Origin of the sequence: Pseudomonas sp. MUP55, assembly GCF_034043515.1 — a bacterium.
Classification (GTDB): Bacteria; Pseudomonadota; Gammaproteobacteria; order Pseudomonadales; family Pseudomonadaceae; genus Aquipseudomonas.
Genome location: NZ_CP138214.1, coordinates 2026382 through 2051540 on the forward strand (window position 1 = coordinate 2026382; position 25159 = coordinate 2051540).

At 58.6% G+C, this 25159-nt stretch carries 20 protein-coding genes, 2 tRNA genes, 2 rRNA genes and 2 pseudogenes; 12 read left to right on the plus strand and 14 right to left on the minus strand.

Going from position 1 to position 25159, the window contains the following annotated elements; all coding sequences use genetic code 11:
* Positions 1-7: 7 nt before the first annotated feature.
* From SC318_RS09210 to SC318_RS09245, 8 genes are read right to left on the minus strand one after another with little or no spacing between them, the layout of a single operon-like run.
* The gene (locus tag SC318_RS09210; RefSeq protein WP_320430505.1) at positions 8-970 is read right to left on the minus strand and encodes a metal ABC transporter solute-binding protein, Zn/Mn family; all 963 of its coding nucleotides are present in this window, start codon (positions 968-970) and stop codon (positions 8-10) included.
* On the minus strand, positions 970-1869 hold the full coding sequence (locus SC318_RS09215; RefSeq protein WP_320430506.1) for a metal ABC transporter permease: 900 nt from the start codon (positions 1867-1869) through the stop codon (positions 970-972). Before SC318_RS09215 ends, SC318_RS09210 begins: the two co-directional genes overlap by 1 nt.
* Positions 1866-2609: a metal ABC transporter ATP-binding protein gene (locus SC318_RS09220; RefSeq protein WP_320430507.1), complete on the minus strand. Its 744-nt coding sequence runs from the start codon at positions 2607-2609 to the stop codon at positions 1866-1868. The genes SC318_RS09215 and SC318_RS09220 overlap by 4 nt, the downstream gene beginning before the upstream one ends.
* A complete protein-coding gene (locus SC318_RS09225) occupies positions 2606-3526 on the minus strand; it encodes a metal ABC transporter substrate-binding protein (protein WP_320430508.1) in 921 nt (306 codons plus the stop codon). The genes SC318_RS09220 and SC318_RS09225 overlap by 4 nt, the downstream gene beginning before the upstream one ends.
* A 19-nt stretch (positions 3527-3545) precedes the next feature.
* Entirely contained in the window at positions 3546-4106 is a 561-nt protein-coding gene (locus SC318_RS09230) for a DUF6162 family protein (RefSeq protein WP_320430509.1), read from the minus strand.
* Positions 4103-4432 carry a hypothetical protein gene (locus SC318_RS09235; RefSeq protein WP_320430510.1) on the minus strand — a complete coding sequence of 110 codons (330 nt, stop codon included), beginning with the start codon at positions 4430-4432 and terminating at the stop codon, positions 4103-4105. Before SC318_RS09235 ends, SC318_RS09230 begins: the two co-directional genes overlap by 4 nt.
* Positions 4429-4965: a PA2404 family protein gene (locus SC318_RS09240; protein ID WP_320430511.1), complete on the minus strand. Its 537-nt coding sequence runs from the start codon at positions 4963-4965 to the stop codon at positions 4429-4431. The genes SC318_RS09235 and SC318_RS09240 overlap by 4 nt, the downstream gene beginning before the upstream one ends.
* The gene (locus SC318_RS09245; RefSeq protein ID WP_320430512.1) at positions 4965-6164 is read right to left on the minus strand and encodes a PepSY-associated TM helix domain-containing protein; all 1200 of its coding nucleotides are present in this window, start codon (positions 6162-6164) and stop codon (positions 4965-4967) included. Before SC318_RS09245 ends, SC318_RS09240 begins: the two co-directional genes overlap by 1 nt.
* A 670-nt stretch (positions 6165-6834) precedes the next feature.
* Here SC318_RS09245 and SC318_RS09250 point away from each other — a divergent pair.
* From SC318_RS09250 to SC318_RS09265, 4 genes are read left to right on the plus strand one after another with little or no spacing between them, the layout of a single operon-like run.
* Positions 6835-7989 carry a KamA family radical SAM protein gene (locus SC318_RS09250; protein ID WP_320430513.1) on the plus strand — a complete coding sequence of 385 codons (1155 nt, stop codon included), beginning with the start codon at positions 6835-6837 and terminating at the stop codon, positions 7987-7989.
* A gap of 30 nt (positions 7990-8019) precedes the next feature.
* Positions 8020-9387: an ATP-grasp domain-containing protein gene (locus SC318_RS09255; RefSeq protein ID WP_320430514.1), complete on the plus strand. Its 1368-nt coding sequence runs from the start codon at positions 8020-8022 to the stop codon at positions 9385-9387.
* 4 nt (positions 9388-9391) lie between these two features.
* The gene (locus SC318_RS09260; RefSeq protein ID WP_320430515.1) at positions 9392-10117 is read left to right on the plus strand and encodes a 2OG-Fe dioxygenase family protein; all 726 of its coding nucleotides are present in this window, start codon (positions 9392-9394) and stop codon (positions 10115-10117) included.
* Positions 10114-11361 (plus strand): MFS transporter, encoded by a 1248-nt coding sequence (locus SC318_RS09265; RefSeq protein WP_320430516.1) that lies wholly within the window; start codon positions 10114-10116, stop codon positions 11359-11361. The genes SC318_RS09260 and SC318_RS09265 overlap by 4 nt, the downstream gene beginning before the upstream one ends.
* Before the next feature lie 59 nt (positions 11362-11420).
* Here SC318_RS09265 and SC318_RS09270 read toward each other — a convergent pair.
* Positions 11421-11591, minus strand: a pseudogene (locus SC318_RS09270) (VOC family protein); the annotation flags it as partial.
* A gap of 2 nt (positions 11592-11593) precedes the next feature.
* Here SC318_RS09270 and SC318_RS09275 point away from each other — a divergent pair.
* Positions 11594-11794 (plus strand): annotated as a pseudogene (locus SC318_RS09275) (antibiotic biosynthesis monooxygenase); the annotation flags it as partial.
* Here the strand turns inward: SC318_RS09275 and SC318_RS09280 are convergent.
* Positions 11786-12889, minus strand: a complete 1104-nt coding sequence (locus SC318_RS09280; RefSeq protein WP_320430517.1) for a sigma-54 interaction domain-containing protein — start codon at positions 12887-12889, stop codon at positions 11786-11788. The pseudogene SC318_RS09275 and the gene SC318_RS09280 sit on opposite strands and share 9 nt — an antisense overlap.
* Positions 12890-13165: 276 nt before the next feature.
* Between SC318_RS09280 and SC318_RS09285 the strand changes: the two genes are divergently transcribed.
* The 3 genes from SC318_RS09285 (at position 13166) to SC318_RS09295 (ending at position 16686) form a co-directional block, all read left to right on the plus strand.
* Positions 13166-13435, plus strand: coding sequence for a hypothetical protein (locus SC318_RS09285; protein ID WP_320430518.1), 270 nt, complete (start codon positions 13166-13168; stop codon positions 13433-13435).
* Between the two features lie 233 nt (positions 13436-13668).
* Entirely contained in the window at positions 13669-14829 is a 1161-nt protein-coding gene (locus SC318_RS09290; RefSeq protein ID WP_320430519.1) for a cysteine desulfurase family protein, read from the plus strand.
* A gap of 48 nt (positions 14830-14877) precedes the next feature.
* Positions 14878-16686 carry an aminopeptidase P family protein gene (locus tag SC318_RS09295; RefSeq protein ID WP_320430521.1) on the plus strand — a complete coding sequence of 603 codons (1809 nt, stop codon included), beginning with the start codon at positions 14878-14880 and terminating at the stop codon, positions 16684-16686.
* Here the strand turns inward: SC318_RS09295 and SC318_RS09300 are convergent.
* From SC318_RS09300 to rhtA, 4 genes are all read right to left on the minus strand, one after another.
* Positions 16679-17284: a 2-hydroxychromene-2-carboxylate isomerase gene (locus SC318_RS09300; RefSeq protein WP_320430523.1), complete on the minus strand. Its 606-nt coding sequence runs from the start codon at positions 17282-17284 to the stop codon at positions 16679-16681. The two genes, SC318_RS09295 and SC318_RS09300, sit on opposite strands and share 8 nt — an antisense overlap.
* A gap of 37 nt (positions 17285-17321) precedes the next feature.
* A complete protein-coding gene (locus tag SC318_RS09305; protein ID WP_320430524.1) occupies positions 17322-18053 on the minus strand; it encodes an SDR family oxidoreductase in 732 nt (243 codons plus the stop codon).
* 111 nt (positions 18054-18164) lie between these two features.
* Positions 18165-18446, minus strand: coding sequence for a hypothetical protein (locus tag SC318_RS09310; protein WP_306492384.1), 282 nt, complete (start codon positions 18444-18446; stop codon positions 18165-18167).
* Positions 18447-18614: 168 nt separating this feature from the next.
* Positions 18615-19502, minus strand: coding sequence for a threonine/homoserine exporter RhtA (rhtA, locus tag SC318_RS09315; RefSeq protein WP_320430525.1), 888 nt, complete (start codon positions 19500-19502; stop codon positions 18615-18617).
* Between the two features lie 607 nt (positions 19503-20109).
* On the opposite strand from rhtA, the gene SC318_RS09320 reads away from it, so the two are divergent.
* From SC318_RS09320 to SC318_RS09335, 4 genes are all read left to right on the plus strand, one after another.
* Positions 20110-21646: ribosomal RNA gene (locus tag SC318_RS09320) — 16S ribosomal RNA — on the plus strand.
* A gap of 123 nt (positions 21647-21769) precedes the next feature.
* Positions 21770-21846: transfer RNA gene (locus tag SC318_RS09325), tRNA-Ile, on the plus strand.
* A 10-nt stretch (positions 21847-21856) separates the two neighbouring features.
* Positions 21857-21932 (plus strand) — tRNA-Ala (locus SC318_RS09330).
* Positions 21933-22171: 239 nt separating this feature from the next.
* Positions 22172-25063 (plus strand): 23S ribosomal RNA (locus SC318_RS09335).
* Together the 16S and 23S rRNA genes with 2 tRNA genes alongside form the textbook arrangement of a ribosomal RNA operon.
* The last annotated feature ends 96 nt before the right edge of the window (positions 25064-25159 follow it).

Sequence of the window (25159 nt, forward strand, 5' to 3'; positions counted from 1 at the left end):
AATGGGCTCAGGGCATCAGCGCCTTGATCACCTGATCCACATTGGTTTCCAGCTCTGTCACAGGATCTGCGCCATCGACATTCAACACCACCAACTGCGAACCCCCCGCGGTGACCGCGGCCTTTACTGCGTCACTCGGCTGGCGATGATGCAGGACAATGGCGACATCGTTGGCCTTCAGGTCGGCACTGAGTGTTTGCAATGCCTCGGGCGTCCAGTCGGCGTCTGGTCGGGCATCGTTGCCCAGCACCTCCAGGTTCAGGCTGCTGACCAGATACGCGAAGTGATCGCTCAGGCTCACAACGGTCAGGTTGTCGGCCTTGGCCAAGCGTGCCTCGCTGTCGGCGGCGAGTTTGAGCAGGCGCTGTTTGAGCGTGGCCAGGTTGGCGTCGATCTGCGGTTTGGCGCCCGGTGCCAGTCGACTCAGGTCGGCCGCCAGCACATCGGCCATGCGCCCCATATTGTTGCTCGACTGCCACGGTTGGCTGTTCAATCCATCCCTGACGCCCGGCTGCACCGCGATGCCCGGCAAGCCGCCGTCCACCGGGCGCGCGGCGTCGACTTCGACAATGCGGATATTGCTGCGCCGCGCCACGGGGTAGAGCGGGTCATCCGCCCACAGCGATCGCAGGCCGATGGCGGCGTCGGCATCCTGGGCCAGTTGGCTCAGCGCCGGCGCGCCACGTCCGGTGAAATACGACACTTGCCGCGAGCCGGGCAGGTTGGCCGGCGCCGCGCGTTCGAGCTGCACATCGCAGCCCTTGAGCAGCACCTCGGCGAGGCCGTAGGTGATCGGCAGCGAGGCCAGCAACTTGACCGGCTTTACCGCGCCGGTCTTGGTCAGCGCCGCATGGCCAAGGCCATGGTTGGCGACGAAGTCCCTGGTTTGAAAGCCATCCACGGCGGCGAGCGCCGACGTGCTGATCAGGCAGGCAATGGCCAGGGCCAGTGGGCGAAGGTCAGGGCGCATTATCCAAGATTTCCTTTGAGGCTGGGCACCGTGCCGCGGGCGATCGCGGCGAGGGCGAAGGCGATACCGGCGACCAGAATAATCGCGGCGCCGGACGGGACAGGCAGGTCGAAGATGATCGGCAGCAGAATGCCGCACAGGGTGCTGAGGGTCGCAATCGCCACCGAAACCCAGAAGAATCCTTTGAGCGACTGGCTCAGCAGCCGCGCCGCCGCCGCCGGAATCACCAACAGCGCGCCGACCAGAATGGCGCCGATTACCTTGACCGCCGCGACGGTGATCAACGTCACCAGAATCACGAACAAGTAGTCCAGGGTCTTCACCGCCACCCCGCGCACCGCCGCCAACTGGGGGTTGAAGCTGGCGAGCATGATGCGGTTGTACAGCGGCAGCGCCAGGGCCATCACCAGTGAGCCGACCACCGCCAGCACCAGCAAGTCGTTGCCGTTGACCGTCAGCACTGAACCAAACAGTACGTTTTCCAGGATGTGCACGTTGATCTTACCGGCCAGGATCAGCAGCAGGCTTGCGCCCAGCGCCAGGGACACCGACAGGAACACGCCGATCAGCGTATCCGGCGCCAGGCCGGTCCGGTTGCGCAGGTAATTGAGCAGGATGCCGAACAGCAGGCAGTAGCCGAACAGGCTGCCGTACGGCCCGGTGTAGGGCTCACCCAGCAGAATGCCGACGGCGACCCCGGTCAGCGCGGCGTGGCCGACCGCTTCGGAGAAAAACGCGAAGCGCTTGACCACCACCAGCGTACCCAGCCCACCCAGCACCGGGCCGATCAGCAGGCCGGCGAGCAGGGCGTTGACCACAAAGCCATAGGCCAGGGCTTGCGGCAGATAGCCGGACGAAGCCCAGCCCTGGACCAATAAGCGAAACGCTTCATAACTCATTGCGCCAGGCTCCGAGGGTGGGTGGAGAACAGGCTCAGCAGGCGATCAGGAGTGAGTGCCTGTTTGGGCGTAGCGTCGAACAGCACGCGGCGGTTCAGGCCGGTCACGTGGTCGGCCAGGCGAGCGACGGCTTCCAGGTCGTGCTCGATCCACAACACGGTAATCCCGGCCAGGCGCCAGTCGTTGAGCAGCCGCTCGAACACCTGGATGCCCGCCTCATCGAGGGCCGACATCGGCTCATCCAGCACCAGCAACTGCGGCGCGGGAATCAGCCCCTGGGCCAGCAACACACGCTGGCGCTCACCGCCCGACAGCGCCCCCATGCGGCGCTTGCGCTTGTCCTGCATGCCAACCCGCTCCAGCGCCTCGCCAATCGCGCCGGCGTAGTGGCGGGACAGGCCGAGGAATGCCGGGCGCCGCTGGCACATGGCTGCCATGAAATCGTCCACGGTCATTGGCAAACCGCGGTCGAACTCCAGGGCCTGGGGCACATAGCCAATGGTGCCAGGCGTGGTCGGCCACTCCAGGCTCAACCGGCCCTGGTGCGGCGTTTGCCCGAGCAGGGTCTTGATCAGCGAACTTTTGCCACCGCCATTCGGGCCGACCAGTGCGTGAATGCTGCCGGGTCGTACCTGGAAGCTCACCTCATCGAGAATCACGGTGCGGCCCAGGGTCAGCGAGACCTGGGCAAAGTCGAGGGTCGGGCCACAGGCCAGGGTCAGTTGCTGCGCCGCTGTCATGTTCCCGACTCCTGGATAGCGCGCACCACGGTATTGAGGTTGCCGGTCATCTCCACTTCATACTTTTGCGCGCTGTATTCGCCGTAGGAAATATGCGACAGCGGGTACAGCTTGACCCCGGATTCACGCTGGATCGTGTCGACATAGGTGGACGGGAAATCCATCTCCGAGAAGATCACTTCCACGTCCAGGGCGCGCAGTTCGTCGATGGTTTTCTTCAACTGGCTGGGGCTGGGCTCAATGCCGTGGGCCGGCTCGACCACGGCGGTGACTTCCAGGCCGAACTCGCGCAGCAGGTAGTCATAGGCCGCGTGCACCGTGGCCACGCGCAGGTCCGGGTTGGGCGCACTGGTCAGTTTGGCCAGGGCATCGGCGCGCATCTGGCGCAGGCGTTTGCCGTAGGCGCGGGCGTTCTGGGTGTAGGCGCGGGCGTTGTCCGGGTCGAGCTTGCCCAGTTCGCGGGCGATGTTGTTGACCTGGGCAATCGACGCGCTGATCGACAGGAAGGTGTGGGGGTTGACCACCTTGCCGGCACCGCGCGCGGCATTGCCGGTGGCGGCCAGCAGCGGTACGTTCTGGTTGGCTTCGATCACCTTGATGTCCGGGCGCTCGCTGGTGGCGATCATGCGGTCGGCGAAGTCGTCATGGCCGACGCCGTTGAGCACGATCACGTCCAGGGTACTGATGCGCTTGATGTCTTCGGCGCGCGGCTCATAGGCATGGGGGTTGAACCCGGCCGGAATCAGCGGCACCACGTCGGCCTTGTCGCCGACGATGTTGGCCACGTAGCTGTAGTAAGGGTGCAAGGTGATGCCGATGCGCAGGCGTTTACCTGCCTCGGCATTGGCCAGGGGAGCGAGCAGCAGGCTGAACAGGCCAACCAGCAACAGGCGCAACAGGGGAGATGAAATGGACATGGGCACTCAGTCTTCTCGTTCAGTGGCGGTGCTGGCGTGTGACGCCGGCATCGAATTGCGCGACCACTTGCTGCCAGCCGGCGGCGATCAGCGCCTGGTCAGAAAGGTCGGAGGGGGCGGCCAGGTCTTTCCCACGGTTGAGCCAGATATCCGGCTCGGTGCCGTGCACGCGCATCAACAGCGAGCCGCTGGTGCCGGTTGCCTGGCTCAGCCCCAGGTAGGTCGCGGGGGCGAGCAACTGCCAGCGATGATCGCCACGGCTGACGGAGCTGGCGTCCTGGGCGAACGGCGCGAAGCCTTCCTCTGCCAATTGGTCCGGCGTTGGCAGGGCGCGCTGCTCCTGCTGCAGCAAGTGGATTTCATCCAGGGTCACCCGCAGGTCGGCATAGATGCCTTGTTCGGCGGCGCTCAGGTCGCGTCGGGCATCCAGTTGGTGGCTGGGCAGCGCTGCCACCTCCTGGGTTTCACCGTGCAAGGCCACCACCGATCCCGCCACCGCAAGGATGATCAGGCACAGCAGCAACACATAGAGGGTTTCATGACCCGCGCCGGCCGGGCGCACGACGTTTACAGTACTCATTGCGCCTGGATATCCGCTTGGTCGATTTCCACCACGTGACCGGGGCCGGCATCGAACAGTACATAGAATTCGGACGCCGGTTTCTTGAAGGTCAGGGTCGAATCCTCACCGAGCTTGCCCGGCACCAGGATGGTTTCGTCGTAGCCGATCACGTCCAGGGTCACCCCCGGCGCGCCGCTGCCGTCGGAAAAGCCGCCTTTGCATTGGATCTGCTCGCCGGGGATTTCCTTGCATTCGCACATCGGGTTGTGGGCGAGGGCAACGTGACTGAAACCGGCACTGAGCACTAGCACGCAACCGGCGCGCGTCAGGCGTTTGAACATCATCGTTTGACTCCTTGCTTGTTCAGCCAGGCAATAGTGGCAGGCGAGGCCTGGCTCAGCGGGATGGAACCCTGGTGCATGCTGCCGTCCCAGCCCTCCATGGTGACCCACAGTTCGGCGTCGGGCGGCGTGCGTTCCGGCACCGGTAGCACGGCGCCCATGCGGTAGGGCGTGCCAAAGAAAATCACCCCGGCGGCCCGCAGGCTGCGGGGTTTGCCGATGCGCAGGTAAGTGGCCTTGACCTGTTCGGCGCAGGTGGCGCACAGGGCGGCGTTAAAGGCTTTCATCGGGCCGGCCGGATCAGGGCTCGGCCCTTCGTTGCGAAACTCCGCGAGGGTCAGGCTCCAGGGGCCGACCTGAACGTCCCCGGCCACCCGCTCGCCGATCCCGGCATCGCCGCGAAACAGCGCGGCATCGGCAAAATACTTGGGCATGAAACCCAGCGGCACCAGCAATAGCAGAATGTTGAGATGGAAACGCCACTTCAACCACCAGGCTCGCAAGGGTGAAGAGGGGTGGGTCGCGACCTTGCTCATCAGTGAGTCTCCGAGGTTTCAGCCTGCAGGGCGGGGAGGGGCACCGGCTTGCGCTGGGTCTTGGCCTCGCGCTTGAGGGCGTTGAGCGTGGCCAGGGCAGTGCGTTTGGTCCAGATGAGCAAGCCGCTCAACACCATCATGCTCAGGACCAGGCCGAAGAAGGCCCAGATCAGCTTGATCCACAGGCCGCCAAAGTCACCGGTGTGCAGTGGGCGCATGGACTCGGTGACGAACTCCAGCGTGGTACGGTCCGACAGCAGGTGTGAGACAGCGACTTCACCGCTGTAGGGGTTCAGTTGTGCGGTCTGGAACATCAGCGGGTACCAGCCGCGCCCGCCGATCTGCAGGTGGCTGTAGGCATTGAGCGGCAGGAACGCAAACGTGGCCTCCAGCCCCGGAATGCGCTGGGTGGCGATCTTGATTGCTTCGTCCAGGCCGATCATCGGCGCCGGCACGCCGGGTGCGGACAGCGGCACCTTCTCCCGGGCAATCACCGGCACGATGGGCTCGCTGGAGATGGAAATCTGATTGTCGGCCAGGGTCGCCTCGATCAGGAACCAGGTGCCGGTGATGGAAATGACGGCGATGAACCAGATCGACCAGATACCACTCAGGCGGTGGAAATCGCCCCAGAAAATGCGCGCGCCATGGCGGATGCGCAGGGTGGGGCGCAGGAAGCCCTTCCAGAAACGCTTGTACACCACCAACCCGGTAATCAACGAGGCCAGCAGGGGCAGGCCGAGCAGTGACACCAGGTACCAGCCCCAGCTGTAGCCGTTGGTGAACGGCACCAGCCACCACCCGTGCAGGGCACGGGTAAATTGCTGGAAGTCGAACGACGGGCTGATGCCCTGGATGGCGCCGGTGTAGGGGTTGGCGTAGGCCTCCACCGAACGCCCGTCGGGATAGCTGAGACCGACCGTCAACGCGAAATGTGATTCGTCGGGGCGGATGATCGAACGCACGATGACCTGGGGCTCGTCGCGCTGGATGGCGGCGATCACCTGGTCGAAGCTCAGCGGTCGGGCATCGTCCGACGGCTTGCTCGCGCGAATGTCCGGGTTGGCGAGCCAGACGATTTCCTGGCTGACCACCGCCAGGGTGCCGGTGACGCAGACGATCAGTACAAAGAACCAGATGGGCAGTGCCAGCCAGCTGTGTACGAGAAACCAGAGTTTTGAGCGTGACTTCTTCGACATGTGAATGAGGGTCTTGATCGGAGGGGCGATGGAAGCCCGGAAAAGGCCAGTCGTAGCTTTTGCTGACGCGACGGGCTGTATCTAAATTAAGACGAATGAGAATGAGAAATCCCCAAGGGGGAAATGAAAGAAAATGTTTCAGGTTCACCGAGAGGCAGTCGGCGCTGGCGATGGTCATCTGGGGATTGGCGCCAGGTTGCGGGCGCATGCGAAGCGCACGCCGAAAGCCAAGTTACATTTACCGGGCTACGTAGTTATCTAAGTAGTCATGGCGCAACAGTAAAAATCGGGCATGGGACAGGCGGTGTTATTTAGTTTTTAAATGAACGAATGTGAACGAGGAAATACCTTTGATTACGGGTGGATAAGCGCGGACGTGCTTTAATCCCGAAAAAAATCAGGGATATTGTATTGACGTCGTAGAGACCATCCGCTTAAGTAGTTGCTGGCCTGGAAGTCAAAACAACTAAAAATGGAAGTTTATTAATGATCGCTTCAGTGGTTTTTCCGCACCTTGAAATAACAACTTTTTATACCTCCCCAGCGTGGCTGAGCGGATCAGCCATTTGATCGCGGCCTGTGGCCTGAGTCGATTGTCATTGTTGCGAATATCGCTGTTTCCAATCGGGAACGGCACGCAGTCATATGCCTGAACAGAGAGTACCTACTCATGTCGATGTTTGATCAAGAAATTCACCGCTCGGTACAGTGGCAAGACTGGCGCTGGCAGCAGAAGAATGCCTTGCGCGATGAACCGACACTTCGTGATGCCTGCGGTGGCTGGGGTGAGGAAACGACCGCGCATATCGAACACAACCTGCAAGGGCGCAAGATGCAGATCACGCCTTATTACATTGATCTGATCAAGCGTTCGCTGACCTCCGGTACGGTCATGGACCACCCGCTGTGGCGGCAAGTGGTGCCGTACTGGAGCGAGCAGATCGAAGGTGACTACGACGGCACCTCCGAGAATTGGGAGCTGGGCCATGAAATGAAGACGCCCATCTGCCAGCACAAGTACGACAATCGCGTCATCCTGCGCACCACCAATACCTGCAATGCCTACTGCCAATTTTGCTTCGAAGCGCTGCGCACGCTGCAGGTGGGCACTGAAAAGGCCAACGCCAGCAAGGATTCCTTCATGGAGTCGGTGGAGTACATCCGCAGCAACCCGGCCATCGAAGAAGTGATCCTCAGCGGCGGCGATCCGTTGATGGTGGCCGACCGCAAGCTCGAAGAGTACCTGGCCGCGCTGCGTGGAATCAGTGACGAACTGCTGATCCGTATTCACTCGCGGGCCTTAAGCTTCAACCCGTTTCGCGTCACCGATGAATTGATCGCGATGCTGGAAAAGTACAAGGTCAATGCGTTTGGCGTGCACGTGTGCCATCCGCTCGAACTCAGCTCCGACTTTGCGGCGGCGGTCAAACGCATCCAGGGCGTGGTGCCGATTGTGTTTTCCAATATGCCGTTGTTACGCGGCGTCAATGACGATGAAGCCACGCTGCATAAACTGTTCATCGATCTTTATCGCCTGGGTGTAAAGCCCTATTACTTATATCACTTCATGCCGTTTTCACCGGGTGCGTCGGAATATAAGGCTTCGATCAGCCAGGCCATCGCGATCATGGATCGCCTTAAACGGCGGGTGTCCAATATTGCCCTGCCCGAATATGTGCTGCCCCATGCGCAAGGCAAGTTTACCGTGCCGTTATTGGACTTTGAAAAGCCGGAGGATTTGCCGCACTTCGAAGTCCGAAACGGGCAGCGCCATTACCGTTTCCGTAACTGGGAAGGGCAGTGGTGCAGTTGGCAGGATGCCTGAAACAACTTACGGACTGAGGCGGTATCGATTATGAAACAAGACGCCATTCTTTTTATTGATGTCGATGACAGTAGTTCCGTTCGTTATAACTACCGAGAGCCGCATTTTGCGGTGGCGCGCGCTCAGGGCCTGGTGTGTTTGACGGCGGGTATAGCCGGGCGCAGGCATGTGCAACGGCTCAGGGATGACAGTGATGGGGTGTTCCTGCTCGATGCACTCAGCGAAGAGGCCATCCTCGAGGTGGTCGGCCAGCTCGATGAGCACTACCAGATTCGTGGAATTTTCTGCCAGGCCGGTCATCCGTCTGCCCAAGGCGAGGTCGGCTGCATTGTCGCGCGGGCGTGCCAGCGGCTGGGCCTGGTGTACAGCAACCCTGAGGCAGTGGCCGCATGCAACAACAAGTTGCTGATGCGCCGGGTGCTGAAACAGCATGCCATTCGCTCCGTGCCTTTTGCGCTGTGCAATAACGAACAGCAACTGCAGCAGCAAGCTGAGCGGGTGGGTTACCCGTTGATCGCCAAACCGCCGTTTGGCGGTGCTTCGGCGTTTATCAAGAAGTGCTCCAACTGGGCGGAACTGCAGGGCCACTATGCGCTTTTCGTCAGGGATCACGCCGCGGCGGCGTATGCGGACTTCTATGGCTGCGCCCACCCATTGCCCGAACACGACGGCCAACGGCAGGACTACATTCCCGGACGCAGTATCCTGTTGGAGGGCTACATCCCCGGTATCGAAGGCAGTGTGGAGTGTGTGGTGGCCGGCGAGCGCGTCCATCCGTTGCTGATCAACGAAAAACTGCTGCTGACCGAACGCAGTGGCACGGTTCTCGAAAACCTGCTGATTTCCCCTCCCGCCTCTTTCACCGACAGCCAGTGCGAGCAGATCCGCGAGTACGCCGTAGCCTGCCTGCACGCGGTCGGCCTGACCAACGCCGTGGTGCATTTCGAGTTCCGCATGACCGAGGACGGGCCGGTGGTGATCGAGATCAACCCGCGCGTGGGCGGGCTTTATGTGAACGCGGCGTTTCGTGATCTGGCCGGTATCGATCCCTATCAACTGTACCTCGGGTTGTTGATGGGCGAGCCGGGTACCACTGCGCGGTTGGAGGCTGGCGCACGCAAGGTTGCGCAGGCAGGGCAACACTACGCGATGCTGGCGATTTACCCGCAGCGCAGCGGCCGGTTCGAGGGCATCGAGGGCGTGGAGTTCCTGGACCGTAACGCCGCGGTGCTGGAGTATGCCCAGCAGGAACCTGGGCACCTGATCGACGCGGATATCGAGGAGCACTATCTGCTCAAGTGCTGGGCCAAAGTGCAAGACGCTGCCCATGCGCGGGCATTGCATGATGCGGTTATTGAGCAATTGCGCGTCGTCATCGACAACCCAGTGACAGGATAGCGATATGGACATCCCACAGATTTCGGCGCATCTGCGCGAGCATCATTACTGCCATCGCCGCGACTTCGCCGAAGTGGTCAAGGTCGAGGCCGCGGAGGCGCAAAGCTTTCGCGCGTACTGGGCCAACCTGGTGCGGGACGAGGCGTTCAAGGCGTACACCCATCGCGAGCGGCGTATCCTGCGCTATCGTTTAACCGCCTCACGGCAATTGCAGATCGACAGGAATACCGAATTCAAGTCGCCGGTCACCTACGCCGTCAACTATCGCCAGGGGGTGAATCACTTGAGCTATAGCGAGGAAGGTTTTATCGAACATCCGCTGATGCGCAAGTTGCTGGCCGCTGACCTGGCGGTGATCGACCCGCACTTGGGCGAGCACAGCTACACCATCGATATCCACCAGTTCCGCGTGCGTGCGGATGCCCAGGCGTGCAGCCCCACCACGTCGGGGATTCATCAGGATGGCCTGGATTGGGTGTTCATGCATTTCATCGGCGAGCACAACACGGTGCCGGTGGTTTCGGAAGTATTCACCCAGCAAGCGGAGCAGAGTCGGGTGCTGAATGTGCCCATGGAGCAGTTCCTGGAAACCATCGTGGTCAACGACCGGGACCTCTACCATCGCGCCGGAGATGTACGGCCCAGGGACGATTCGGCACCGGCCTGGCGCGACATGCTGCTGGTCAGCCTGCGCAGCGTGCCCTCGCGTGACGAGGCGCAGACGGCATGAGCCACGACCAACAGTTGCGCCTGTCGATTCGCAACGCCCGGCTGATCATTTTTGCGCGGGGCGTTTCCGACTTTGGCGCCTTTCTCAACATGGTGGCGTTGTCCACCTATGTCTACTGGCTCAGCAAAAGTGTGGTGTTCGTCAGTATCTTCCTGGCGTGCCGCGTAACCGGTGGCATTGTCGCCAGCCTGTTTGGCATCCCGTTTTTCAGGCGCTTCGCCGGGCGCGGCACATTGGCGGGGCTGGACCTGGCGCGCGCGCTGTTGCTGACACCGCTGTTGTTGCTGATCCCCGCGCATCAACTGAGCCTGTTGCCCTTCATTGCCTTTGGTATCGGCCTGTGCAATTCGTTGTTTGCCATTGGCCTCAACAGTCAGTTACCCACTTGGGTTGCCTTGGAGCAGCGGGTGAACACCAATGCCTGGATCACCTCGGCGGCCGCCACCGGCGCCGTGTTCGGCAGTTTGCTGTCGGGCTTGCTGATTGCCACCGGGGGATTTGAGGCGGTGTTCGCGGTGAACATCGGCACCTATGTAATAGCCGCGTGCCTGGTGCTGCCGTTACGTGCGTTGTACAGCGTAGCCGTGGCCGCGCATCGCGGACTGTCGGCCGAATGGCACGAGTTGACCAAGGGGTTGCGAGGCGCGCCGGTGTTGGCCGCCATGTTGTTGATCAGCATGCTCGACACCCTGGGCAGCGCGGCCCATAACGTCGGTTGGCCGGTGCTGTCGCAGTACATTTCGCCAGATACGGCCAAAACGGTGATGGGTTATCTGCTGGCGGTGTGGGCCTGTGGCAAGTTCATCGGGGCACGCCTGGCCAGTGCGCTGTTGAAAGGCCGGGGCACATCCAGCATGGAGCGCCTGTTCATGTTCGGCGTCGCGCTGATGTCCAGTGGCTTTATCCTGACCTTCCAGCAAACCGAATTGTGGCTGGCCCTGCTGTTGGTGGTGTGGGCGGGGCTGGGGGATGGGCTGTCCGAGGTGGCGCTGGTCTCCCGTGCGCAAAGTGAACCGGATAGCTTGCGCCTGCCGCTGTTCAGCTTGTTGACGCTGATTCAGATGGCGGGCTTCGGTGTGGGGATGCTGGTGGTCGGGCCGTTCTACGTGACCTGGACGCCGGCCCAGGTGATCGTGCTGTTCCATGGGCTACCGCTGACGGCCTTGTTGGTGATGACGCTGTGGCTGGGGTGCATGGCTTACCGGGGCAGGCCAAGTGTGTCGGATACGCCGCCCTCACGTTGATTGCCGCTGTGGGAGGGAGCAGATCCCTCCCACATTCAAGTTCTACCACACAATGGCGCTCAGCCTTGCCCGAACATTTCCACGGCACGCTGACGGATCTGTTCCTCGGTCAGGTCTTCCTTGTGCGTGGCCAGGAACCAGAGATGGCCGAAGGGGTCCTTTACGCTCGCGGAGCGGTCGCCATAGAACTGGTCACTCGGCTCGGACAGCACCGTTGCGCCGGCCGCCACTTGGGCGCCGGGTAATCAACTATTTGCAATGGCAATCCCGTGAGGCTGGCGAGGCGGCATTCAGGCGCTTCGAGCAGGGCGGCGAGGATTTCTGGACGCTGATCGGGGTACACCAGGCCAGGCCGGTGATCTTCGATTCATTGCAGGTGTTGCGCAGTTTTGAGCGCAGCCATGACGATGCCTTGCATTGGCGCCTAAATGGAGAGGTGCAGCATCCGCTCGCCCTGCAGGTTTTCTCCAGGTCGGCGCTTGTTTACCGCCAATTCACCGATCTTGATCAAGCGCGCCCGCGTGACGTTGCGGCTCAAACCCAGCAGGCTGGCCGTGTGCACCTGGTTGTAATGGCTGAAGCGGTAAGCGGCGCGTAACAGTGCGTCCTCGACCTTTTCGTGCAGGGCGCCGGCCTGTTCCTCGAACAGCTTCTCAAAGGCACGCGCGAGCAACGCTTCGGCGCTGTTGTCGATGCCCTGCTGGCCGTCGTCCTGGCGCTCGATGCGCAGATTGGACAGGCGCAGATCGTCGCGCTCGATCACGCCGTTGCGGCAGATCAGCAAAGTGTGGTGAATCACGTTCTCCAGCTCGCGAATATTGCCCGGCCAGCTGTAGCTTCTGAGTTTGTGTTCGGCCTCGCGGCTGAGGGTGATCGGACCATAGCCCAGGCGTTGGCTGTAGGCTTGGATGAAATGTCGAGTCAGCGGCAGGATATCGCCGGGGCGTTCGCGCAGTGGGCTGAGTTCCAGGCTGACCACGTCGAGACGGTAGTACAGGTCTTCGCGGAAATGCCCGGCGTTGATGGCTTTTTCAAGCTGTACGTTGGTGGCCGCCAAGACCCGTACGTCGATGGGGATGCTCTTGCGCGAGCCCAGGCGCACCACTTCGCGTTCCTGCAGCACCCTTAGCAGCTTGACCTGAATGGCCATCGGCAGATCGCCGATTTCGTCGAGGAACAAGGTGCCCCCGTCTGCCTCCTCGAACCAGCCCGCTTTGGCGTTGAGGGCGCCGGTAAAGGCACCTTTTTCGTGGCCGAACAGCTCGGCTTCGACGAGCGATTCGGAGAACGCCCCGCAGTTCACGGCCACGAAGGGTCGGTTGCGTCGCGCGCTGAGGTTATGGATATGCCGCGCCACCAGCTCTTTACCGGTACCGGTCTCACCGATGATCAGCACGCTGGCTTCGCTGGGCGCCACTTGCTGGATATGGTCGAGCAGGGCACGGGATTTCGGGTCTTCAAACACCTGTGCCGTGGCGCGGATAGACGTCGCGAGGGCGGGCGAGGGTGGAAGCGTCAACAACTGCATGGGCACCTCTTTTTTTAGGAATATGACGCCACGGGCGCACTGGCCTTATCTGTCCCAAGTCGTGGCGGGCAGTGTTGGGGTGTTTATAGAGGGATTTGCATATTCCGTAAATTAATGAATTTACATATTTATAGATCTTAAATGAATATGCGGCGCTGCCTATCGAAGATGACGCAACGGTTGATAGCAACTATCGAGGGCGGTGATTTTTCACTGGGCGAGGCCGGGAGTAGCCTGTGCTCATTGACTTAGAACCTCCTTTGCAGGGCCACCACCATGAACCGTTTACTTGCTATCTCGCTCTTGATTGCCAGCGCTGTCCTCGCCGGATGCGCGACGCATCCCGCGCCTGAATTACGCCCTTACACCGCCCAGGAAACCAAGCAGTTGGCCCTGGAAGCGCTGAGCCGCCGTGGCTTGTCATTTGATGAATACCAGCAGCAACGTGCGGCGTTGACCGGACAACCACAAAAGTCTTATGGCTTTGATCACGAGGGCGAAATGAACGCTGAACGGAGCGTAGCCTTGAAGGATCGCCCCAGTTGAACGGTGCTGTTGCGGTGAAGAACCCGAGTTTTCCCACAAGGAAACTCGGGTTTTTTGTTTTCCATGGGGTGACTTCAGCCTGTTAAGCTGAATTTCAGGAGCGTTCCTACGCACATTTTCATAAAGTGGTCCTTCTTTAATGGCATTCGATCAGTTAAACCTGACGACCTCTGTTCTGTTCGATGCCCCCGCGACACTGCTCGCGGGAACACGCTCTGCGAGTTTCTAACGTCATGAATAAACGTCCGCTGTATTTCGACTACGCCGCCACCACACCGGTGGATGAGCGGGTCATTCAAGTGATGGTCGAGTGTCTGGGCTTCAATGCCAATTTCGGTAACCCAGCCTCCAGTTCCCATGCGTTCGGCCAAGCGGCCCGGCAAACGGTTGAGCAGGCGCGTCATCAGGTGGCCGAACTGGTTGGCGCCCAGCCCGAGCAGATCGTCTGGACCTCCGGCGCCACCGAATCCAACAACCTGGCGATCAAGGGCGTGGCCCAGGCACGTGGCGTGGCGGGCGGGCATATCATCACCAGCCAGATCGAGCACAAGGCCACGCTCGACACCGCGCGGCAACTGCAGGACGCCGGGGTGGCGGTGACGTATCTGGTGCCTGATGCCGATGGCTTGATCAGTGTCGAGGCCGTCAGTGAGGCGCTGCGTGAAGACACCTTTCTGGTGTCGCTGATGCTGGTCAATAACGAACTGGGCACGTTGAACGACATCCCGGCCATCGGCGCCCGGGTGCGTGAGCAAGGTGCGTTGTTTCATGTGGACGCGGCGCAAGGGGCGGGCAAGGTGGCCATCGACCTGGCGCAGTGGCCGGTGGATTTGATGTCGTTTTCCGCCCACAAGCTTTACGGTCCGAAGGGCATCGGCGCGTTGTACGTAGGACCTCGGGCGCAACAGAAGGTATTGGCGCAAATTCATGGCGGCGGTCATGAAGGCGGCTTGCGTTCAGGTACCCTGGCGACTCACCAGATTGCGGGCATGGGCACGGCGTTCGCCCTGGCGGCGGCGTCTTTTGCCGAAGAGAAGGCGCAGATCGTGGCCTTGCGTCAGCGTCTGCTGGATCAGTTGGGCACGATTGCAGGTGTGCGCCTCAACGGCAGCCTTACACAGCGAATTCCTCATACGCTTAGCCTGACGTTCAGCGAAGGCGAGTTCAACGCTGCTGCGCTAAGCGCGGGGATTGCCTTTTCGGCGACTTCAGCGTGCAATTCGGCCAGCAACGCGCCGTCCCACGTGCTTCTGGCCCTCGGGCATGACGCACGCAGTGCCAGCCGTACCATTCGCTTGAGTCTGGGCCGGTTTACCACCGAGCGGGACATCGACGAAGCGGTACAACTGATCAAGTCGGCACTGGCCAGCGCACCGGCGTTCTGGGCCGTCTGAAATCGATTTGCAGTCCATAACAATTATTAGTGGTTAGCAGGAGACACAATGAGTACGCAGCCTTTGACCCATGGAACGGTTCCCCAGCGCCTGGCGCAGACCCGTGAGCTGATGAGCCGAGAGGGCGTTCATGCCCTGTTGGTGCCGTCTGCGGATCCGCATTTGTCCGAGTACCTCCCGGGATACTGGCAGGGGCGCCAATGGTTGTCGGGGTTCCATGGTTCGGTGGGGACGCTGATCGTGACTGCGGATTTTGCGGGTGTGTGGGCCGACAGCCGCTACTGGGAGCAGGCGACCAAGGAACTCAAGGGCAGCGGTATCGAACTGGTGAAACTGCAGCCGGGCCAGCCCGGTCCACTGGAGTGGTTGGCTGAACAAACACCGGAAGGCGGTGTAGTGGCCGTCGATGGCGCGGTCATGGCCGTGGCGTCGGCACGTACCCTGGGTGGCAAGCTGGCGGAGCGTGGCGCACGTTTGCGTACAGACATCGACCTGCTCAACGCCGTATGGGAGGACCGCCCTGCGTTGCCGAACCAACCGATCTATCAGCACCTGCCGCCGCAGGCTACTGTCAGCCGTGGCGAAAAGCTCGCGGCCCTGCGTGCCAGCCTGCAAGACAAGGGCGCTGACTGGCATTTTATCGCGACCCTGGATGACATCGCCTGGTTGTTCAACCTGCGCGGTGGCGATGTGTCGTTCAACCCGGTGTTCGTGTCGTTTGCCTTGATCAATCAGCAACAGGCCACCTTGTTCGTGGCGCTGAGCAAGGTCGATGCCGAGCTGCGGGCCGCGCTTGAGCGCGATGGTGTCAGCGTGCGCGACTACAGCGACGTGGCCGATGCGCTGCGAGCCGTGCCGCCAGGGGCGAGCCTGCAAGTTGATCCGGCACGCGTGACGGCCGGTTTGCTGGAGCACCTCGACGCCGGTGTGAAACTGGTGGAAAGCTTGAACCCGACCACGCTGGCCAAGTCCCGCAAAAGCCTGGCTGACGCCGAGCATATCCGCCAGGCCATGGAGCAGGATGGCGCCGCCTTGTGCGAATTTTTCGCCTGGCTGGAGAAGGCCCTGGGGCGTGAGCGCATTACTGAGCTGACGATCGACGAGCATCTGACGGCAGCGCGCATGCGCCGTCCGGGTTATGTATCGCTGAGTTTCAACACCATAGCTGCCTTCAATGCCAACGGCGCGATGCCGCACTACCACGCCACGCCAGAAGAACATGCGGTGATCGAAGGCGATGGCCTGTTGCTGATCGATTCGGGCGGCCAGTACCTGGGCGGTACCACCGATATCACGCGGATGGTGCCCGTCGGTACGCCGAGCGAAGAGCAGAAACGCGATTGCACGCGGGTGCTCAAGGGTGTGATTGCCTTATCCCGTGCTCATTTCCCCAAAGGCATCCTGTCGCCGTTGCTTGATGCGATCGCACGCGCGCCAATCTGGGCCGAGGGCGTGGATTACGGCCATGGTACGGGGCACGGTGTGGGGTATTTCCTCAACGTGCACGAGGGCCCGCAAGTGATCGCCTACCAGGCGCTGGCCGCACCGCAAACGGCGATGCAGCCGGGCATGATCACGTCGATTGAACCGGGCACCTACCGCCCTGGGCGCTGGGGCGTGCGCATCGAAAACCTGGTGTTGAACCGTGAAGCAGGGAAGACCGAATTCGGTGAGTTCCTCAAGTTCGAAACCCTGACCTTGTGCCCGATCGACACCCGTTGTCTTGAGCCTTCCTTGCTCACCGCCGACGAGCGTGAATGGTTCAACGCTTACCATGCCCAGGTGCGTGAACGCTTGAGCCCGTTGCTCAGTGGTGATGCGCTCACGTGGTTGCAGGTGCGCACAGCGGCTATTTGATCGCCGGCTGGCTCAGGGCTTCGCGTACGAAATCCAGACGGTCCTGACCGAAAAACAGCGTGTTGCCTACAAACATGCTGGGCGCGCCGAATACGCCGCGTTTAACGGCTTGTTCGGTTTTATCCTTGAGAGCGGCTTTTACGGCCTCATCGTTGGACAAAGCCAGAACGTGCTCTGGGTTGAAGCCCTGCGCCTCCAGTACAGCTGCGACGACGGCAGCGTCTCCCAGATTGCGCCCGTCCACCCAGAGCGCACGGAACAGGCAGTCTACGAACGCCTGGAAACGCTCGGGTTGATGCATCTGAATACCTGTGGCTGCGCGCATCAGCAGCAGCGTATTGATGGGGAAGTTCGGATTGAATCGCAGCGGCACGTCATAACGCTGGGCGTAGCGTGCGAGGTCAGCAAACATGTAGCGGCCTTTGGCGGGCACGGTAATCGGTGAGGCATTGCCGGTAGCCTTGAATACGCCGCCCAGCAACATAGGTTGATACACCAACGCGGTGCCAGTATCAGAACACAGCTTCGGTAACTGGGTGTGCGCCAGGTACGTGGCGGGGCTACCGAAATCGAAGAAGAATTCCAGGGTTTTGGTCATGGCCGGTACTCGCTGCTAGGTTGTTATCGGGGCGTGTTTACCAGGTTTCGTTCCATGGACGCAGATCCAGTTCGAATGTCCAGGCGTCCCTTGGCTGGCTGTGCAAGTACCAGTAGTTGTCGGCAATGTGATCGGGGTTAAGAATGCCGTCCTGATCCTTGAGGGCGTATTTCTGCGGGAAATTATCGCGAATGAAGTCGGTATCGATGGCGCCGTCCACCACTACATGGGCGACATGGATATTCAGCGGTCCCAACTCTCGCGCCATGCTTTGCGCCAGCGCGCGTATGCCATGCTTGGCGCCGGCGAAGGCAGCAAATCCCGCGCTTCCGCGCAAACCAGCGGTAGCGCCGGTGAACAGGATCGTACCGCGCTTTCGCGTGACCATACGCTTGGCAACTTCACGGGCATTCAGGAAGCCGGAGAAGCAGGCCATTTCCCAGATCTTGAAGTACTTGCGCGCGGTCTCTTCCAGAATGCTGCAGGGGACATTGGCGCCGATGTTGAAGACGAACGCTTCAATGGGCCCGAGGGTGGTTTCAATCTGCTCGATCAACGCGATCACGTCATCTTCTTTACGCGCATCGCAGGCAAAGCCATGGGCTTCACCGCCGGCCAATTGGATGCTGTCTACCAGGGGGTGCAGTTTGTCGGCGCTGCGACGCGTGACACAGGCGATATAACCTTCGCGGGCGAAGCGCTTGGCAATCGCACCGCCGGTCGCATCGCCGGCGCCCACTACCAATACGACTTTCTTGTTGTGCGTCATGGGGACTCCGTTGGCTCGATGATCGAGCAGGAGTTTAGCCGCAACGCCGCGCATGGCTGGTTCTATCAGCGAAATTGATCGTGGGCAATCAGGACAGCATTGCCCGGGTATCTATTTGCAGATGACGATCATGCTGCGACTGGTGTAGCCGGCAGGATTGAGGCCGAAGGGATAATCCCCTGGCTCTTCGGAGTTGTCGCCGGATTTGGCGATCACCCGATAACCCTTGGCGCCACATGAGTTGGCCGCGCTGGTGTAGCACTGGTCCCAGGAGGAGGACAGGCCCGAACAGTTGATATGCAGCCCTTTCTTGCCCCGTTTCACTTCTGTCTTCGTGGTCGCAGCACAACCTGCAATGCCTATGACCAGCAACAGTATAAAAATTCGTTTCATTCCAGTCCTTAAATAGCCGCTTCGCAAAAGGATCGAAGCCGGCCTTTACTCGCTATCGAGCGTAGCGTTCATGCGGTCCGTGTCGAATTTCTCCATGAAAGACATTCATTTACAGGCTAAACATGGCCTAAATGAGCGGTAAATACCAGAGCTGCCTTTTAAAGAGTGTCAGTCAGCGGGCACCAGCGGTTTCGATTCGTTGCGCATGGTCAACGTGGCGCCGACAGAAGCCAGAATGATGCAAGTGATGGCCAGCCATTGCGCAAGCGTCAGGTGCTCATTCAGGAAGAACAAGCCGGAGAGGGCGCCGAACGCTGGTTCGATACTCATCAAGGTGCCGAAAGTACGTGCGGGCAGGCGGGTGAGCGCGACCATCTCCAGTGTGTAGGGCAGGGCAGTGGACAAAATGGCGACACCGATGGCGACGGGAATCAGGGCTGGGGTCAGCAATGCGGTACCGGCGTGCACGATGCCGATTGGCGCGGCGAACAGAGCGGCGATCATTACGCCGAGCGCGGCGGTCTGCACACCGTTATCGTTGCCTGCCTTTTGGCCGAACAGAATATAAAGCGCCCAGCAGACACCGGCGCCGAGTGCGTAGGCGGCGCCGACCAAGTCGATGCTGCTGCTGGCTTCGCCCGTTGGTATCAGCAGGAGCAAACCGATGACCGCGAGTGCGATCCACAAAAAGTCCACTGCTCGACGCGATGCATAGAGGGCGACGGCGAGCGGGCCGGTGAATTCCAGGGCTACCGCGATACCCAGGGGAACCGTGCGCAACGACATATAGAAGAGAAAGTTCATGCCGCCCAGGGCCATGCCGTAGACGATCACCGTGCGCAGGGACCTGGCCGTCAGTTTGGCGCGCCACGGGCGTAATAGAAGCAGCATGATCACGCTGGCGAAAATCAGGCGCAGGGTGGTGGTGCCTTGCGCGCCGATGATCGGGAACATGCTTTTGGCCAGCGACGCGCCGGACTGGATGGAAGCCATCGCGATCAACAGCAGGCCAACGGGGAACAATATGGAGGCCAGGCTGCGGGGTGGAGTGGTCATTGAAGGTGTTTGTCCGAAGTCATAGTAGAAGGGAAGTGCGACTATGATGCTTAAGTGTTATGCGTTGAGCAATATATTGCTCAACTGGAGGGGTTCTGATTTTTTGATAGAAAAATCACATTAACCATTGACGGCGAATTTTATCTGTCTATAATTCGCCCACTTCCGGCGCAGTCGAAACGGAAAACTCCTTGGTAAACAATGAGTTAAGTAGGTTTCGGTAGTAAGTTGCTTCAGTTCATCGAAGCCAAAAGGAAGTTGAAAAAGAGGTGTTGACAGCAGCGTGTAACGCTGTAGAATTCGCCTCCCGCTTACGAGAGATCGCAAGCGCAAGTGGTTGAAGTTGTTGAAGAATTCTTCGAAAACTTCTGAAAATAACCACTTGACAGCAAATGAGGCTGCTGTAGAATGCGCGCCTCGGTTGAGACGAAAGATCTTAACCAACCGCTCTTTAACAACTGAATCAAGCAATTCGTGTGGGTGCTTGTGGAGTCAGACTGATAGTCAACAAGATTATCAGCATCACAAGTTACTCCGCGAGAAATCAAAGATGTAACCAACGATTGCTGAGCCAAGTTTAGGGTTTCTTAAAAACCCAAAGATGTTTGAACTGAAGAGTTTGATCATGGCTCAGATTGAACGCTGGCGGCAGGCCTAACACATGCAAGTCGAGCGGTAGAGAGAAGCTTGCTTCTCTTGAGAGCGGCGGACGGGTGAGTAATGCCTAGGAATCTGCCTGGTAGTGGGGGATAACGTTCGGAAACGGACGCTAATACCGCATACGTCCTACGGGAGAAAGCAGGGGACCTTCGGGCCTTGCGCTATCAGATGAGCCTAGGTCGGATTAGCTAGTTGGTGGGGTAATGGCTCACCAAGGCGACGATCCGTAACTGGTCTGAGAGGATGATCAGTCACACTGGAACTGAGACACGGTCCAGACTCCTACGGGAGGCAGCAGTGGGGAATATTGGACAATGGGCGAAAGCCTGATCCAGCCATGCCGCGTGTGTGAAGAAGGTCTTCGGATTGTAAAGCACTTTAAGTTGGGAGGAAGGGCAGTTACCTAATACGTGATTGTTTTGACGTTACCGACAGAATAAGCACCGGCTAACTCTGTGCCAGCAGCCGCGGTAATACAGAGGGTGCAAGCGTTAATCGGAATTACTGGGCGTAAAGCGCGCGTAGGTGGTTTGTTAAGTTGGATGTGAAATCCCCGGGCTCAACCTGGGAACTGCATTCAAAACTGACTGACTAGAGTATGGTAGAGGGTGGTGGAATTTCCTGTGTAGCGGTGAAATGCGTAGATATAGGAAGGAACACCAGTGGCGAAGGCGACCACCTGGACTGATACTGACACTGAGGTGCGAAAGCGTGGGGAGCAAACAGGATTAGATACCCTGGTAGTCCACGCCGTAAACGATGTCAACTAGCCGTTGGGAGCCTTGAGCTCTTAGTGGCGCAGCTAACGCATTAAGTTGACCGCCTGGGGAGTACGGCCGCAAGGTTAAAACTCAAATGAATTGACGGGGGCCCGCACAAGCGGTGGAGCATGTGGTTTAATTCGAAGCAACGCGAAGAACCTTACCAGGCCTTGACATCCAATGAACTTTCCAGAGATGGATTGGTGCCTTCGGGAACATTGAGACAGGTGCTGCATGGCTGTCGTCAGCTCGTGTCGTGAGATGTTGGGTTAAGTCCCGTAACGAGCGCAACCCTTGTCCTTAGTTACCAGCACGTTATGGTGGGCACTCTAAGGAGACTGCCGGTGACAAACCGGAGGAAGGTGGGGATGACGTCAAGTCATCATGGCCCTTACGGCCTGGGCTACACACGTGCTACAATGGTCGGTACAGAGGGTTGCCAAGCCGCGAGGTGGAGCTAATCCCACAAAACCGATCGTAGTCCGGATCGCAGTCTGCAACTCGACTGCGTGAAGTCGGAATCGCTAGTAATCGCGAATCAGAATGTCGCGGTGAATACGTTCCCGGGCCTTGTACACACCGCCCGTCACACCATGGGAGTGGGTTGCACCAGAAGTAGCTAGTCTAACCTTCGGGAGGACGGTTACCACGGTGTGATTCATGACTGGGGTGAAGTCGTAACAAGGTAGCCGTAGGGGAACCTGCGGCTGGATCACCTCCTTAATCGACGACATCAGCTGCTCCATAAGTTCCCACACGAATTGCTTGATTCATTGAAGAAGACGATAGAAGCAGCTTTAAGCTCCAAGCTGATAGCTCCAAGCTAACAGTTGCGCGCTCGAAATTGGGTCTGTAGCTCAGTTGGTTAGAGCGCACCCCTGATAAGGGTGAGGTCGGCAGTTCGAATCTGCCCAGACCCACCAATTTTGTTATGGGGCCATAGCTCAGCTGGGAGAGCGCCTGCCTTGCACGCAGGAGGTCAACGGTTCGATCCCGTTTGGCTCCACCATTTAACTGCTTCTGCTTGTTAGAGTTTAGAAACGAATATTCCGGTGTGAATATTGATTTCTAGTCTTTGATTAGATCGTTCTTTAAAAATTTGGGTATGTGATAGAAAGATAGACTGAACGTTACTTTCACTGGTAACGGATCAGGCTAAGGTAAAATTTGTGAGTTCTCTTAATCGAGAAATTCGAATTTTCGGCGAATGTTGTCTTCACAGTATAACCAGATTGCTTGGGGTTATATGGTCAAGTGAAGAAGCGCATACGGTGGATGCCTTGGCAGTCAGAGGCGATGAAAGACGTGGTAGCCTGCGAAAAGCTTCGGGGAGTCGGCAAACAGACTTTGATCCGGAGATGTCTGAATGGGGGAACCCAGCCATCATAAGATGGTTACCTTACACTGAATACATAGGTGTATGGAGCGAACCAGGGGAACTGAAACATCTAAGTACCCTGAGGAAAAGAAATCAACCGAGATTCCCTTAGTAGTGGCGAGCGAACGGGGACTAGCCCTTAAGTGGCTTTGAGATTAGCGGAACGCTCTGGAAAGTGCGGCCATAGTGGGTGATAGCCCTGTACGCGAAAATCTCTTAGTCATGAAATCGAGTAGGACGGAGCACGAGAAACTTTGTCTGAATATGGGGGGACCATCCTCCAAGGCTAAATACTACTGACTGACCGATAGTGAACTAGTACCGTGAGGGAAAGGCGAAAAGAACCCCGGAGAGGGGAGTGAAATAGATCCTGAAACCGTATGCGTACAAGCAGTGGGAGCCCACTTTGTTGGGTGACTGCGTACCTTTTGTATAATGGGTCAGCGACTTATTTTCAGTGGCGAGCTTAACCGAATAGGGGAGGCGTAGCGAAAGCGAGTCTTAATAGGGCGTCTAGTCGCTGGGAATAGACCCGAAACCGGGCGATCTATCCATGGGCAGGTTGAAGGTTGGGTAACACTAACTGGAGGACCGAACCGACTACCGTTGAAAAGTTAGCGGATGACCTGTGGATCGGAGTGAAAGGCTAATCAAGCTCGGAGATAGCTGGTTCTCCTCGAAAGCTATTTAGGTAGCGCCTCATGTATCACTGTAGGGGGTAGAGCACTGTTTCGGCTAGGGGGTCATCCCGACTTACCAAACCGATGCAAACTCCGAATACCTACAAGTGCCGAGCATGGGAGACACACGGCGGGTGCTAACGTCCGTCGTGAAAAGGGAAACAACCCAGACCGTCAGCTAAGGTCCCAAAGTTATGGTTAAGTGGGAAACGATGTGGGAAGGCTTAGACAGCTAGGAGGTTGGCTTAGAAGCAGCCACCCTTTAAAGAAAGCGTAATAGCTCACTAGTCGAGTCGGCCTGCGCGGAAGATGTAACGGGGCTCAAACCATACACCGAAGCTACGGGTATCACGTAAGTGATGCGGTAGAGGAGCGTTCTGTAAGCCTGTGAAGGTGAGTTGAGAAGCTTGCTGGAGGTATCAGAAGTGCGAATGCTGACATGAGTAACGACAATGGGTGTGAAAAACACCCACGCCGAAAGACCAAGGTTTCCTGCGCAACGTTAATCGACGCAGGGTTAGTCGGTCCCTAAGGCGAGGCTGAAAAGCGTAGTCGATGGAAAACAGGTTAATATTCCTGTACTTCTGGTTATTGCGATGGAGGGACGGAGAAGGCTAGGCCAGCTTGGCGTTGGTTGTCCAAGTTTAAGGTGGTAGGCTGGAATCTTAGGTAAATCCGGGATTCTAAGGCCGAGAGCTGATGACGAGTCGTCTTTTAGACGACGAAGTGGTTGATGCCATGCTTCCAAGAAAAGCTTCTAAGCTTCAGGTAACCAGGAACCGTACCCCAAACCGACACAGGTGGTTGGGTAGAGAATACCAAGGCGCTTGAGAGAACTCGGGTGAAGGAACTAGGCAAAATGGCACCGTAACTTCGGGAGAAGGTGCGCCGGTGAGGGTGAAGGACTTGCTCCGTAAGCTCATGCCGGTCGAAGATACCAGGCCGCTGCGACTGTTTATTAAAAACACAGCACTCTGCAAACACGAAAGTGGACGTATAGGGTGTGACGCCTGCCCGGTGCCGGAAGGTTAATTGATGGGGTTAGCTAACGCGAAGCTCTTGATCGAAGCCCCGGTAAACGGCGGCCGTAACTATAACGGTCCTAAGGTAGCGAAATTCCTTGTCGGGTAAGTTCCGACCTGCACGAATGGCGTAACGATGGCGGCGCTGTCTCCACCCGAGACTCAGTGAAATTGAAATCGCTGTGAAGATGCAGTGTATCCGCGGCTAGACGGAAAGACCCCGTGAACCTTTACTATAGCTTTGCACTGGACTTTGAATTTGCTTGTGTAGGATAGGTGGGAGGCTTTGAAGCGTGGACGCCAGTCTGCGTGGAGCCATCCTTGAAATACCACCCTGGCAACTTTGAGGTTCTAACTCAGGTCCGTTATCCGGATCGAGGACAGTGTATGGTGGGTAGTTTGACTGGGGCGGTCTCCTCCTAAAGAGTAACGGAGGAGTACGAAGGTGCGCTCAGACCGGTCGGAAATCGGTCGTAGAGTATAAAGGCAAAAGCGCGCTTGACTGCGAGACAGACACGTCGAGCAGGTACGAAAGTAGGTCTTAGTGATCCGGTGGTTCTGTATGGAAGGGCCATCGCTCAACGGATAAAAGGTACTCCGGGGATAACAGGCTGATACCGCCCAAGAGTTCATATCGACGGCGGTGTTTGGCACCTCGATGTCGGCTCATCACATCCTGGGGCTGAAGCCGGTCCCAAGGGTATGGCTGTTCGCCATTTAAAGTGGTACGCGAGCTGGGTTTAGAACGTCGTGAGACAGTTCGGTCCCTATCTGCCGTGGACGTTTGAGATTTGAGAGGGGCTGCTCCTAGTACGAGAGGACCGGAGTGGACGAACCTCTGGTGTTCCGGTTGTCACGCCAGTGGCATTGCCGGGTAGCTATGTTCGGAATAGATAACCGCTGAAAGCATCTAAGCGGGAAACTAGCCTCAAGATGAGATCTCACTGGAACCTTGAGTTCCCTGAAGGGCCGTCGAAGACTACGACGTTGATAGGTTGGGTGTGTAAGCGCTGTGAGGCGTTGAGCTAACCAATACTAATTGCCCGTGAGGCTTGACCATATAACACCCAAGCAATTTGCGACTCGAAAGAGACCAGATTGCGGTGTGTGAAGACGAGATGAACCGAAAGTTCGACGCTCACAAAGCACCGAAAGC

Coding starts and splice junctions, on each gene's coding strand:
- rhtA (WP_320430525.1), bottom strand. CDS start 19,502: ATGACCACTCCACCCCGCAGCCTGGCCTCCATATTGTTCCCCGTTGGC.
- SC318_RS09210 (WP_320430505.1), bottom strand. CDS start 970: ATGCGCCCTGACCTTCGCCCACTGGCCCTGGCCATTGCCTGCCTGATC.
- SC318_RS09245 (WP_320430512.1), bottom strand. CDS start 6,164: ATGTCGAAGAAGTCACGCTCAAAACTCTGGTTTCTCGTACACAGCTGG.
- SC318_RS09265 (WP_320430516.1), top strand. CDS start 10,114: ATGAGCCACGACCAACAGTTGCGCCTGTCGATTCGCAACGCCCGGCTG.
- SC318_RS09260 (WP_320430515.1), top strand. CDS start 9,392: ATGGACATCCCACAGATTTCGGCGCATCTGCGCGAGCATCATTACTGC.
- SC318_RS09220 (WP_320430507.1), bottom strand. CDS start 2,609: ATGACAGCGGCGCAGCAACTGACCCTGGCCTGTGGCCCGACCCTCGAC.
- SC318_RS09235 (WP_320430510.1), bottom strand. CDS start 4,432: ATGATGTTCAAACGCCTGACGCGCGCCGGTTGCGTGCTAGTGCTCAGT.
- SC318_RS09310 (WP_306492384.1), bottom strand. CDS start 18,446: ATGAAACGAATTTTTATACTGTTGCTGGTCATAGGCATTGCAGGTTGT.
- SC318_RS09295 (WP_320430521.1), top strand. CDS start 14,878: ATGAGTACGCAGCCTTTGACCCATGGAACGGTTCCCCAGCGCCTGGCG.
- SC318_RS09225 (WP_320430508.1), bottom strand. CDS start 3,526: ATGTCCATTTCATCTCCCCTGTTGCGCCTGTTGCTGGTTGGCCTGTTC.
- SC318_RS09250 (WP_320430513.1), top strand. CDS start 6,835: ATGTCGATGTTTGATCAAGAAATTCACCGCTCGGTACAGTGGCAAGAC.
- SC318_RS09215 (WP_320430506.1), bottom strand. CDS start 1,869: ATGAGTTATGAAGCGTTTCGCTTATTGGTCCAGGGCTGGGCTTCGTCC.
- SC318_RS09255 (WP_320430514.1), top strand. CDS start 8,020: ATGAAACAAGACGCCATTCTTTTTATTGATGTCGATGACAGTAGTTCC.
- SC318_RS09300 (WP_320430523.1), bottom strand. CDS start 17,284: ATGACCAAAACCCTGGAATTCTTCTTCGATTTCGGTAGCCCCGCCACG.
- SC318_RS09240 (WP_320430511.1), bottom strand. CDS start 4,965: ATGAGCAAGGTCGCGACCCACCCCTCTTCACCCTTGCGAGCCTGGTGG.
- SC318_RS09285 (WP_320430518.1), top strand. CDS start 13,166: ATGAACCGTTTACTTGCTATCTCGCTCTTGATTGCCAGCGCTGTCCTC.
- SC318_RS09280 (WP_320430517.1), bottom strand. CDS start 12,889: ATGCAGTTGTTGACGCTTCCACCCTCGCCCGCCCTCGCGACGTCTATC.
- SC318_RS09305 (WP_320430524.1), bottom strand. CDS start 18,053: ATGACGCACAACAAGAAAGTCGTATTGGTAGTGGGCGCCGGCGATGCG.
- SC318_RS09290 (WP_320430519.1), top strand. CDS start 13,669: ATGAATAAACGTCCGCTGTATTTCGACTACGCCGCCACCACACCGGTG.
- SC318_RS09230 (WP_320430509.1), bottom strand. CDS start 4,106: ATGAGTACTGTAAACGTCGTGCGCCCGGCCGGCGCGGGTCATGAAACC.